Below are 13,552 nucleotides of genomic sequence, written 5' to 3' on the forward strand. Positions count from 1 at the left end.
TGACAATTCTGATTATATTTTATTAAAATATTATTTAGGTAATGTAAGTGGAATTTCACAAGTATAAATTTTTTTTATGTCTTGAAAATATGGAATTTCTCCTAAGAATGGAGCTTGTAAATTTTTTTTTAAAAATAAAATATTTTCTTCATGAAATTTTTCTTTTGGTTTAATATTATTAGCTATCCATCCAGAAAAATTTAGATTATATTTTAGAATAGCGTGACTTGTTAAAATAGCATGATTAATACAACCTAATTTGATAGCTACCACCATAACAACTGGTAAATTTTCTTGAAATACCCAATCAGCATAAGTAATATAACGAGATAACGGAGTGTACCAACCACCAGCACCTTCTATCAATATCCAATTAGATTTTTTCTTTAATTCAAACAATCCTAAAGATAATTTTTCAAAGCTAATTTTTATATTATGTTTAATACTCAAAATGTGAGGAGCTGCTTTTTCATAAAAACAAAATGGATTAATTTCTTTATATTCAAGTTTAACACTACTTAACTTTTGAAATATTAAAGCATCATTGTTTTGAGATTTCTTATATTTTTTTTTTATACCGGATGCTACTGGTTTATAACCAGCTGTTCGATATCCTAATTTTTTGGCATTTATTAACAGTAGACTACTTGCAATAGTTTTTCCTATGTTAGTATCCGTTCCAGTAACAAACCAACAATTATTCATTTTTAAATAACTCCTAAAGTAATTTATATTTCTACAGAGATTTATTTTAAAACATACATATAAACAAAAATTAATATATTTATTGATTTAATAACAATTTTTTTTAAGATTGATAATCTTAATCTTTATAAATAAAAATTTATAGTTAATATAACATTCATAACTATCTCATGTTAATGTTGATAATTGTTTTTCATATTTCACATATATATTATTTTTATAATTATTTTTAATTTAAAATATAACATATATGTATTAAATAAAATTATTAAAATAACCATATTTATATTTTAATATGGGAAAATAATATATTTTTTAAATATAAGCATTGTAATAACAATATTCATTAAATTTAATTATAATCAATATTATTAATAATTTGATTAATGATTAAAAATCAAATTTATATTTTATAATATCACAATAATATTATTGATATTATTGTGATACGTAATTAATTTTAATTAAATAAATCAAACAGATAGAGAATAATTTTTATTAAAAATTATTCTCTATCATTATCTATTCTATTTAAGCCTAAATATAGGTGTTTTATACCTAATTATTTTTTTAGATATCAATAAAATTAGATTTCAATATATATTTTTATTTTTAATTTTAATTGTTAATAATCGAATGAAAGTTTTTTTATTCAACATATAATGAATTTATTTAAAATTATTTACTCATAAATTTATATTTTTATTTAAAAAACATAAAACGCGTATTTTTATAGAGTTAAATTTATTTAATTACATTTAATATATCAATTTTTGAATGTTTTATTTTTTATTTATTCAATAGATTTATTATCAAAATAATTATGATGTGAAATTTATTATTATACTATATTTTTATAAATTTATTCTTTAACTACATTGTCTCTTTTTATTTCTTTAATAGCAGCATTATAATATCTTTTATGACTTATTTCTGATAGTTCATCATATAACGATATTGATTCGACATTATTCCCAGAACTTACATTTTTTTGTTGAATATTTAATCCTAATTTGTTAAAAAGATTTATATCTTTAGTTTCTTCTGGATTCGGAGTAGTAAGCAATTTACAACCATAAAAAATTGAATTAGCACCAGCCATAAAACACATAGCTTGCGTTTGTTCATTCATTTTTTCACGCCCAGCAGAAAGTCGTATATATGAACGTGGCATCATTATACGTGCAATTGATATTATTCGTATAAATTCAAAGGCATCAATTTCTATATTATTTTCGAGAGGAGTTCCTTTTATTTTAACTAACATATTGATAGGTACACTCTCAGGAGGAGTTGGTAAATTAGCTAATTTTAACAATAATTCCATTCTATCTTGTATTTTCTCCCCAAGACCTATAATACCTCCTGAACATATTTTCATTCCAGAATTTCTGACTGTTTCTAAAGTATTAATACGTTCTTTATAAGTTCGAGTAGTAACAATTTTACTATAAAAATTTTCAGAAGTATCTAAATTATGATTATAAAAATCTAATCCTGCATCAGCTAATTTTTTCGCTTGTTGTTCAGTTAATGAACCTAATGTCATACAAGTTTCTAAACCTAATTTTTTCACTTTTTTTATTATCTTTTCTAAATAAGGCATATCTCGATTATGCGGATTTCTCCAAGCAGCTCCCATACAAAAACGAGTTGATCCTGATTTTTTCGCTTGATGAGCAGCTTTTAATATTTTATCTATCTCCAATAATTTTTCAGTTTTCGTACTAGTTTTATATCGAGCACTTTGAGGGCAATATTTACAATCTTCTGGACAAGCTCCTGTTTTAATCGAAAGTAAAGTGCTAACTTGTATTTTATTAGGATCAAAGTATTTTCTATGAATATTTTGAGCTTCAAATATTAATTCTAAAAGAGGTTTTTCAAATAACGATTTTATATCTTTAAGAAACCATATTTTTTTCATATATTCTCCAAAAGTTAGATGGTCTTATACTTATAAAAGTTTATAATATAAAAAACAAATATTTTATATAAAACATACACAAATTATGAATAAATCTGATTTATATTTCGATTTGCAACATATTTGGCATCCTTATAGCTCTATGAGTAATCCGATACCTTGTTATCCCATTATATCAGCTAAAGGAATCTATCTAAAGTTAAATAATGGAAAAACAATAATAGATGGAATGTCTTCTTGGTGGTCTGCTATACATGGATATAATAATCCTAGATTAAATCAATCGTTAAAAAATCAAATTAAAAAAATGTCTCATGTGATGTTTGGGGGTATCACACATCCTTCAGCTGTTCTATTATGTAGAAAATTAAATGAAATTACACCTAAAGAATTAGAATGTATTTTTTTATGTGATTCAGGTTCTGTAGCTATCGAAGTCGCGATGAAAATGTCGTTACAATATTGGCAAGCATTAGGTGAAAAAAGATGTACGTTTTTAACAATTAGAAATGGATATCATGGTGATACTTTTTTTGCTATGTCTGTGTCTGATCCTACCAATTCTATTCATGGTTTATACAATCATTTATTGCCATCACATTTATTTGCGGATGCACCCAAATGTAATTTTGGAGAATTTTGGGATGAAAAAGATATATATTCTTTCAGTTTATTAATTAAAAAAAATAAAGAAAGTATTGCAGCTGTAATTTTGGAACCAATAGTACAAGGAGCTGGTGGTATGAAATTTTATCATCCTAAATATTTAAAAAAAGTTAGATATTTATGTGATTATTATAAAATTCCATTAATTATAGATGAAATTGCCACGGGATTTGGACGTACAGGAAAATTTTTTGCTTACAAACATGCTGATATTGTTCCTGATATTTTGTGTATAGGTAAAGCTCTTACTGGTGGCATGATCAGTTTATCAGCTACTATTACAACAAAAAAAATAGCACACATTATCAGCAATAGTAAAGCAAATTGTTTTATGCATGGTCCTACTTTTATGGGTAATCCTTTAGCATGCGCAGTTGCTAGTGAAAATATTTCAATGTTACAAGAAAAAAAATGGAAAAATCAAGTACTAAAAATTGAGTCAATATTAAAAATTAATTTATTACCGTTACAACAACATCCTAAAGTATTGGATGTTCGTGTATTAGGTGCAATCGGTGTAGTCGAATGTTTCTATACAATAAATATAAAAAAAATTCAATTTTTCTTTGTTCAAAATGGAGTCTGGATAAGACCATTTAATAAATTGATATATTTGATACCACCCTACATAATAGATAGTCTTTCACTTAAACAACTTATTGATACTATTGCAAAAGCATTGGATAATGACAAATTTTTTATTTGTTAAATGTTTATATTTTAAAATTGGTGAATATGTATCCAAATTGGTCTTTTTGCCACAGATATTTTCCCCCTCTCTTGTAAATAAAAAGAATTATCTGATATTTCATATAATGTAACACTATTTGATATTTCCCCTGCAACAACCAAGTATTGACCATTTGAACTAATAGAGAACGATCTTGGTTGTTTTTCTGTAGGTAAACTACCTATTTTTTTTAATTTATTATTATTTTTATTAATTTTAAACATTAATAAAAGACTAGAAGAACGATCACATGCATATAAATAAGATCCAGAAGGATGTACATGAATATCAGAAGCCCAAGGTGTATAATTTTTTTCTCTTTGTAATAAACTTATGTTTTGAATAAATTTTATTGTTTTTTCATATTTTCTTAGTTTCCATACATCAATCGTACCGTTTAACTCATTAATACTATAAATGTATTTCTTTTTCGGATGAAAATCTATATGCCTTGGTCCAGATCCTGGATACGTGTTCAATACATATGATTTTGCACATAACGGTAAATTATTACATGTTAAATCATACAGATAAATGCAATTTTTTTTAAGAGATGTTACAAATAAAACTTTATTTTCAAAATCAATATTACAATAATGACAACCTTCTATATTATTAAATATTTGTATTGGCTCTTGAGGAATACCTGATTTATTTATTGGACTGACACTAAGACATCCTTTACTATAAGAAGCGCAAAATAAAAAACGTTTTTTTTTATCTACAGATAAATAATTAGGACTACCTGGAATAGGAGATTCTCCAATTTTTTCTAATGTACCATTGTGTTTGATGCTAAATGTAATTATCTGAAATTTAGGTCGAACACCTGCATAGAGACGATTTTCGGATACAAATATTGGTTGAACTTCTCCATCAACATCTAATGTTTGAATAATTTTTAAATTAAAATTCTGATTAATTTTTAATACTTGTATTTGATTATTTCCTGGAGCAGAAACATAAATAATAGTTTTCATAAAACCTCTATATTTTATAATAATTTAATATGAAATTGCCTTTTATAATTTTATATATCATCGATTAAATTTACATGTATAAATGTAATTTATATATTTTATAAATTGTATTTTATATGTTATATAAAATAACAATGCTATTAATTAGCAAAATATACTAATATTACAAATGAAATTATCTAATTAAATCTAATTTTTCTATAAAATTTAAGATCCATTTTATTCTAAGATAACAAGAATGAAACGTATATTTGAATATTAAACGGTGAGATTTTTCAAATTTCCACTGTTTTAATTCTTTTTCTAATATTTTTAATAAAAAAACAGAATCAATCATATTTTCCTCTAAAAAACAAATAATACTTTTTGTTTTATTAGACTCAATACGTTGAATTCCTATTTTTTTTGCTATTAATCTTATTTTAGATAAAATCACTAAATTTTTTGTTTCACGAGGAATAGATCCGAACTCATGTGATAATTCATATTCTATATCTTTCAATTCTTGTATATTTTTTACTACTGCCATTTTTTTATAATAAGAAAGTCGAAAATTGATGTTAGAAATATATTCATCAGGGATTAATGCTGAAATATGTAATTCTACTTCTGGTTGATTTTTCATAGTATCTTCTAAAGATAATTGATTTTTATTTTTTATATTTTTTACAGCATGTTGCAATAATTCTGTATACAAAGAAAAACCAATGTTTTTAACATGTCCACTTTGATCATCACCTAATATTTCACCAACTCCTCTGATATCAAGATCTTGCATAGCTAATCTCAAACCTGAACCAAAATCTTTAAGAGAAACAATAGCATCAAGTCTTTTTTTTGCATCTAACGTAATTTGTTTAAAATCAGATATCAAAAACCAAGCATATGCTTGATAACAGGATCTACCAACTCTCCCTCTTAATTGATGTAATTGAGCTAAACCAAAACAATCTGCTTGTTCTATAATAATAGTATTTGCATTAGGAACGTCGATACCTGTCTCAATGATAGTTGTGCATACTAATACATTTATTCTTTTTTGAAAAAAATCATTCATAATTTTTTTTAAAGTATGAATACACATTTGACCATGCGCAATAGCTACATTTGCTTCTGGCACTAATTTTACAATTTCTTTAGCTTTGCGATCAATTTTTTTAACTTCATTAAAAACATAAAAAACTTGTCCTCCTCGTAATATTTCTCTACAAATTGCTTCTTTTACAAGAGAGTCTTCATATTTTCGTACAAAAGTTTTTATAGTCAATCTTTTATCTGGTGGAGTTATGATAACTGACATATCTCGAATTCCACTAATAGCCATATTTAATGTTCGAGGTATAGGTGTAGCAGTTAATGTTAATATATCTATATTTGAACACATAGCTTTAATTTTTTCTTTATCTCTAACTCCAAATCTATGTTCTTCATCTACAATCAATAAACCTAAGTTTTTTAATTTAATTTTTTTAAACAAAATTATATGAGTACCAATCAAGATATTTATCTTTCCATTTTGTGCATCTCTTAAACCAAAAGATAATGTTTTAGGATCACAAAATCTAGATAACATTATGATGTTGCAAGAAAAATTAAAAAAACGTTCTTTAAAGTTATTAAAATGTTGTTGAGCTAAAAGTGTAGTAGGTACTAACACCACTACTTGTTTATTATTACAAAATGCTAAAAAAGCAGCCCTCATCGCCACTTCTGTTTTACCAAATCCAACATCTCCACAAACCAATCTATCCATGGGTACTGGTTTACTCATATCATATAAAACAGAATCTATCACTTGTTTTTGATCTGAAGTAATAGTAAACGGAAAATCGTGACAAAAAAGATTATATTTCTCTATATTTATTTTAAATGGAAAACCTTTTTTAGATTTTCTATTCGCGTATACATCCAATAACATGGCAGCAGTATCATTTAATTTTTTTATAGCTTTATTTTTTATTTTATTCCAATTATCAGAACCTAATTTATTTAAAGTAACATTTTTTTCTGAAAAACCAGTATATCGGCTGATTAAATGCAAATAAGCAACCGGTACATATAATTTTACTTTTTCAGCATATTCTAATATGACATATTCTCCTTGAATACCCGCATTTTCTATGGTTTTTAATCCTTTATATCTACCGATACCATGTTCAAAATGTACTATTATTTGGTTTATTTTTAAGTCAGATAAATTATTTATCGTAATATCTAGATAATTTTTTTTATTTAAATCTTGATTATTACCAATCAGATAATTTAATTTAATATCATTTTCAGAAATAAATGCTATATTTTTATCTTCATCAATAAATCCACGATTATATAAATTAATTATACCAAAATATTGTTTTTTATTTTTTAAACATTTTATTTTTTTTAGTATGTCTAAAGCATTTATTTTTTTTATATTGATGTTAAAAGTCATTAATAATTCGGATAATTTATGCAAATTATATTTGTTTTTTGTAAAAAAAATAATAGATCCTAAAAACGATTTTAAAAAATCAGCTAATTTTTTATAATTTTCTTTATTATTATCTACAAGAATAGAAACGTCAGGTAAATAATAATATTTTAAATTAGTATAATTAATATTTTTCGGTAATATTTTTTTTTTAAATTGAATTTGTGGCCATTTTCTTAAGTTAAGAAAAAAAAAATCTATATCTATCCAAAGCTTGTTAGGTTGAATTAATAACCTTTCTTTATTTTTATAAAGGTAAAAATATCTTTTTTTTATTTTTTTCCAATAAAAAAGGACATATTTCTTTATATTTTCCGAATAAAGTATCAACGTATGTTTAGGTAAATAATCAAAAATTGTTTCTAATTTATCTTTAAAAAACAATGGTTGCCAATATTCAATTCCTAAAGAAAAAATACCTTTTTTAACTTGTTGAAAAATAATATCTTTTTTAGGATCAGTATGAAAATTTTTTTCCCAATGATAAAAAAATAAATTTATTCCATTTTGATTTGTTGGAAATTCATGTGCAGGCATAAATATTATTGATTGTACATCCTTTATTGATTCTCTTTTATTAATGTCAAAACTGTTTATAGAAAAAATTTTATTATTTAAAAAACATAATCTATATGGTAAATCATTTCCCATAAAATAACATTCAATAACATTATTTATAGCGGAAAATTCACCATATTGTATTACTTGATTAACTAATGTATATCCTTTTTCTTTTAACATATTTATTAACATATTATATGATATAAACATATTTTTTTTTATTACTGATACTTCATTATTTAAATATTTATGAGGACAAACTTTTTGTAAAAATGCATTTATAGAGATAATTAATAATGTTTTTTGTAATTTAGGTAATTTATATAAAAGAGAAATTCTAGAAGAAATAATATCTCGATTAGGAGAAAAAATATCGAATGGTAAAGTTTCCCAATCGAAAAAAACATGAATATTCATTTTTGTGAATAGTTGTATTTCTTTTTTTAATTTTAGTGATTCTTGTGTATTTTTTGTAATTAATACTACTAAATTATCTGAAGATTCAATAATTTTAACAGATTCAAAAGAAATTGCTGATTCAGTTAATTGACCCAGTATCTTTTTTTCTCCAGTTTTTTTTGGTAATGAATATATAATATGTTCTGGCATAATTTTTTATTCTCATATGTTTATAGTTAACTAAATTTTTTAATATAAAAGTACATTTACATTTAAAAATAAGATGAATTAATTTTAAATGTTATTTAATATTAATTAATATTTTAGATGTAAAATTATTCTGTTTATTAAAAACAAATAATTATTTATATACATAAAAATTTTTAAATTTGAAATATTAATTCATTTCTGTTAAAAAATAGACTAATATTATAAAAATAATTTTTAATTTTTGTTAAAAATAAAATAATAAATTATATATATTTAAATTTTTACCAATATATAGTATTATAACAAATTTTATATTTACTATTATATATTAAAAATTTTTAACGAAAAATTATATTTTGTAAAAACTGAATTATGTAAATACGAAATTTTATTGGTAAATATTGTGCTTTTTTTCATACGATAAATATTTAATTTTATAGATGTATTTTTTTTATTATTTTATATATAGATGCCATCTGGTTTTTAAAATTAAATATATTTATTTTTAACACTATTAAAATAAAATTAAGTAATTGCATAAAATTTTATGTATATATATATAAACATAATTTTTTAAAACAGTTTATTTTAAGTACAAAATTATTAATCAAATAACATTAACTGAAATTTATAAAAATTGGCAATTAACATGACTATTAGAGTAGGAATAAATGGTTTTGGACGTATAGGAAGAGTAGTATTTCGTATGGCTCAACTGCGTTCTGATATTGAAATAGTAGCTATCAATGATATTTTAGATCCCAAATATATCGGATATATGCTAAAATATGATTCTACTCACGGAAGATTCCACAAAAAAATAGAAGTGAAAGATAATATTTTAACTATTGATCATAAAAATGTTTATCTTTCTTCAGAAAAAAATCCTACTAAATTGATGTGGAAATCATTGAATATTGATGTCGTTATAGAATCCACAGGAATCTTCTTAACTCAAGAAAGTGCTTATCAACATATTATTGCTGGAGCAAAAAAAGTGGTAATTACAGGACCTTCTAAAGATGACACTCCAATGTTTGTTAGTGGTGCGAATTTTAATAGATATGCTGGTCAAAAAATTGTTTCTAATGCATCATGTACCACTAATTGTCTGGCTCCCCTTGCTAAAATAATAAATGATAAATTCACCATTCTTGAAGGACTGATGACAACAGTTCATGCTACTACTGCTACTCAAAAAACAGTAGATAGTCCTTCTCAAAAAGATTGGAGAGGAGGAAGAAGTGCATTACAAAATATTATTCCTTCTTCAACAGGTGCAGCTATAGCGGTAGGTAAAGTATTACCTGAACTCAATGGAAAATTAACAGGAATTGCATTTCGAATTCCAACACCAAATGTTTCCGTTGTTGATTTAACTATTCGTCAAAAAAAATCAGCTAGTTATAAAGAAATTTGTGAAACAATTAAAGATGCTTCAGAAAATACAATGAAAGGTATCATTGGTTATACAGAAGATGATGTTGTATCAACAGATTTTAACGGAGAAGTGTTAACATCAATTTTTGATGCAAAAGCAGGATTAGCTTTAAATAGTAATTTCTTTAAACTAATTTCTTGGTATGACAATGAAAGTGGCTATTCTAGCAAAGTTTTAGACTTAGTTGCTTTAATAGCATCTTAATAATTATATTATTACCACATTAAAAAAAATAAAATTAATTTTATTTTTTTTAATGTCTTTTAAAATTATGTGCATGACGACAGATTTTATTTTTATTCTATTTTTTATAATGTTGTCTATTCAATGTCACATAGTGATAATTCTCTATACAGTTGTTTAATCCAAATTTGCACTCTTTTTTCACTTTTTTCTGGTTGTCTATCTTCATCTATGATCATACCATAAAAATTGTTTGAATCTTTTAAAGCTTTAGATGATTCAAATTTATATTCTTTTTTTGGCCACGTCCCAATTACTTTTGCTCCTTTTTTTCTTACAATATTATAAATTGTACCTATTGCATCACAAAAATATTCAGAATAATCTTCTTGATCTCCACACCCAAATAAAGCAACTATTTTTTTTCTAAAATTAATTTTTTTTAAAATAGGTACAAAATTATCCCAATCACATTGCATTTCACCATAATACCATGTTGGTATTCCAAAAATTATAATATCAAAAAATTCTATATCCGATTTTTTAGCTTCAGAAATATCGTATACTTGAGCATTTTTTAAACCTATGTACTTGTGAATTAATTTTGCAATTTTTTCTGTGTTACCGGTATCACTTCCAAAAAATATACCAATTGGTTTCATTTTTTTACCTAAAAAATAATCAAGTTTTTTAATAAACAATCATCATTAACATAACAGTACGTACCTAATAAATAATAGGATTTTAAAAATTAAAAGATAGTAAAAATTTTTTACTAGATAAAAATATTTATAAAATCAATAATGTATATCAAAATTTTATCACGATTTCAATAAAAATTAATATATGTAAAATGTAATTAAATTTTTATTATCAATAATATATAATATATTTTTGAATCTTAAAAAAAACGATATCTATATATTTTTTATATTAATTACATATACTATAATAATAAAATAAATATAAAAATAAAGGAATTAGCAATGTATTCTAGCTAAGAATTCAATATCAAATATAATTTCTAACGTATGTTAATATCTTTATATGTTTTAAAATATTACAATAATGCATTATCAATATATATAAAATATTGAGGAATAAAAATGAATGTACATCTTATGTGGTTTCGCAACGATTTACGAATCCATGATAATACAGCATTGTACTCTGCTTGTAAAAATAAGAAAACAAATGTGTTATCTATTTTTATTGCCACTCCCAAACAATGGGAATCCCACTTAATGTCTTTTAAAAAATCTGAATATATTTACAAAAATTTATTAATTTTGAAAAAAAACATTATGCAATTAGGAATTCCTTTATATTTTTATGAATCTGAAGATTTTTTTACATCAATTGAATTTTTAAGAATTTTTTGTAAAAAATATAAAGTAAATGCTATTTTTTATAATTATCAATATGAAATTAATGAAAGGAAAAGAGATTATATTATAAAAAAAATCCTTGAAAAAGAAAATATTGTTACATATGCTTTCCACGATGAAATATTGTTTTCTCCTAACGAAATACATAAAAAAAATGGACAAGCTTATAATATTTTTTCTTTCTTTAAAAAAAATATTATAAAAAAAATACAAGAAAAAATACCACTATCTTTCCCCATACCAAACGTAAGAACATGTTCAAAAATGGAAAAAAATATTATTAAATTTACTTATCCTCGTGAAAAAATTGACGAATATTTATTTCCTATTGGAGAAAAACGCGCTTTAAATAATTTACTATTCTTTATAAATAAAAAAATAATGAACTATAATTCAGAACACCATTTCCCTAATTTAAATTCTACCAGTTTTTTATCTGCAAGTCTTTCAATAGGAATTTTGTCCTCTCGTCAATGTATAACATTACTTTTAAAAAAAAATTTTTATGAGTTAAAAAAAATAGATGAATGTTTATGGTTAAATGAATTAATATGGCGAGAGTTTTATAAACATTTGTTAATTAGATATCCAGAAATAAGCCAAAACAAAGCACTTTCTCATTTAGACGATAAAATATCGTGGAGTAATAAAAAAGAACACTTTAATTCTTGGAAAAAAGGAAAAACTGGATATCCTATCGTTGACGCTGGTATGAGACAATTAAATCAATTAGGATGGATGCATAATCGTATTAGAATGATTACTGCAAGTTTTTTAGTAAAAGATCTTTTAATAAATTGGAGAGAAGGGGAAAAATATTTTATATCAAAATTAATAGATGGAGATCTGGCTATAAATAACGGAAATTGGCAATGGATAGCTTCTATTGGAATTAATAGTAATCCTTACTTTAGAATATTTAATCCAATAAATCAAGCAAAAAAATTCGATAAAGAAGGTGTTTTTGTTAAAACATATCTTCCTGAATTACGTTCGATTCCAAATTCAGCTATTTTCACTCCCCATTTGTGGTCTCAAAAAACAGGAAATAAAATCAATTACCCTTTTCCAATAGTTAATCATGAAAAAACTAAAAAAAATGTTATTTCTGTTTTTAAAGCAGCCAAATCTTTACTTTAAAAAAGTGATTTATAAATGAATAATTTTAATTTAGAAAAAATAATTAATAAAAAATTAAAAACACATATGTTTCAAGATTATGCTCCAAATGGATTACAAATAGAAGGATCAAAAAATATAAAAAAAATAGTTACTGGAGTCAGTGCATGTCAAGATTTATTAGATCAAGCAGTAAAATTAAATGCTACTGCAATCATTGTACATCATGGTTATTTTTGGAATAATACAGAAAAAGTTATTAAAAATATGCAAAGAACAAGATTAAAAACTATTATTAGTAACAACATTAATTTATATAGTTGGCATTTACCATTGGATGCACATAAAGAATTAGGAAATAACGCACATATAGCGAAAAAATTAAATATTAAAATTCGAGGATATTTGTTGCCATTAGTTCCATGGGGGACATTTGATAATGGTATATCAGGAAAAGAATTATTTAATTCTATCAAGAAAAAGTATAATCGTACTCCTTTTTATGAAAATCCAAAATATAATTCTAAAATTTTTAAAATAGCTTGGTGTAGTGGAAAAGGACAAAGTTTTATTAATAAAATAGATCTTTTTAATTTAGATGCATTTTTAACCGGAGAAGTATCTGAAGAAACAATTTATGTTGCTAGAGAAAATTCTCTGCATTTTTTTTCAATAGGCCATCATGCTAGTGAAAGAGATGGAATTATAGCACTGGGTAATTGGTTAACCGATAACTATAATCTTGACATAACATTTATTGATACCAATAATCC

9 protein-coding genes are annotated in these 13,552 nt (G+C 23.7%); 4 read left to right on the forward strand and 5 right to left on the reverse strand.

Annotation, left to right across the window (positions count from 1 at the left end; translation table 11 throughout):
- Positions 1 to 30: 30 nt before the first annotated feature.
- A complete protein-coding gene (gene bioD / locus LDP10_RS01935; RefSeq protein ID WP_265197058.1) occupies positions 31 to 705 on the reverse strand; it encodes a dethiobiotin synthase in 675 nt (224 codons plus the stop codon).
- Between the two features lie 862 nt (positions 706 to 1,567).
- Positions 1,568 to 2,632, reverse strand: coding sequence for a biotin synthase BioB (bioB, locus tag LDP10_RS01940; RefSeq protein ID WP_265197059.1), 1,065 nt, complete (start codon positions 2,630 to 2,632; stop codon positions 1,568 to 1,570).
- 85 nt (positions 2,633 to 2,717) lie between these two features.
- On the opposite strand from bioB, the gene bioA reads away from it, so the two are divergent.
- Complete coding sequence (gene bioA / locus LDP10_RS01945) at positions 2,718 to 4,007, forward strand: adenosylmethionine--8-amino-7-oxononanoate transaminase (protein ID WP_265197060.1); 1,290 nt, start codon at positions 2,718 to 2,720, stop codon at positions 4,005 to 4,007.
- Between the two features lie 11 nt (positions 4,008 to 4,018).
- Here the strand turns inward: bioA and pgl are convergent, their stop codons facing one another.
- Both pgl and mfd read right to left on the reverse strand, forming a co-directional pair.
- Positions 4,019 to 5,008 carry a 6-phosphogluconolactonase gene (gene pgl, locus LDP10_RS01950; RefSeq protein WP_265197061.1) on the reverse strand — a complete coding sequence of 330 codons (990 nt, stop codon included), beginning with the start codon at positions 5,006 to 5,008 and terminating at the stop codon, positions 4,019 to 4,021.
- Between the two features lie 175 nt (positions 5,009 to 5,183).
- Entirely contained in the window at positions 5,184 to 8,648 is a 3,465-nt protein-coding gene (gene mfd, locus LDP10_RS01955) for a transcription-repair coupling factor (protein WP_265197063.1), read from the reverse strand.
- 649 nt (positions 8,649 to 9,297) lie between these two features.
- On the opposite strand from mfd, the gene gap reads away from it, so the two are divergent.
- Positions 9,298 to 10,293, forward strand: coding sequence for a type I glyceraldehyde-3-phosphate dehydrogenase (gene gap, locus LDP10_RS01960; protein ID WP_265197064.1), 996 nt, complete (start codon positions 9,298 to 9,300; stop codon positions 10,291 to 10,293).
- A 116-nt stretch (positions 10,294 to 10,409) separates the two neighbouring features.
- Here gap and fldA read toward each other — a convergent pair whose 3' ends face one another.
- Complete coding sequence (fldA, locus tag LDP10_RS01965; RefSeq protein ID WP_265197065.1) at positions 10,410 to 10,934, reverse strand: flavodoxin FldA; 525 nt, start codon at positions 10,932 to 10,934, stop codon at positions 10,410 to 10,412.
- A 444-nt stretch (positions 10,935 to 11,378) separates the two neighbouring features.
- On the opposite strand from fldA, the gene phrB reads away from it, so the two are divergent.
- Together phrB and LDP10_RS01975 are read left to right on the forward strand one after the other, a co-directional pair.
- The gene (gene phrB, locus LDP10_RS01970) at positions 11,379 to 12,800 is read left to right on the forward strand and encodes a deoxyribodipyrimidine photo-lyase (RefSeq protein ID WP_265197067.1); all 1,422 of its coding nucleotides are present in this window, start codon (positions 11,379 to 11,381) and stop codon (positions 12,798 to 12,800) included.
- Between the two features lie 15 nt (positions 12,801 to 12,815).
- Positions 12,816 to 13,552: Nif3-like dinuclear metal center hexameric protein (locus tag LDP10_RS01975; RefSeq protein WP_265197068.1), on the forward strand; the 737-nt coding region annotated here is incomplete at its 3' end.

This window comes from Buchnera aphidicola (Pemphigus obesinymphae) (genome assembly GCF_026122815.1).
GTDB classification, from domain to species: Bacteria; Pseudomonadota; Gammaproteobacteria; order Enterobacterales; family Enterobacteriaceae; genus Buchnera_C; species Buchnera_C aphidicola_BJ.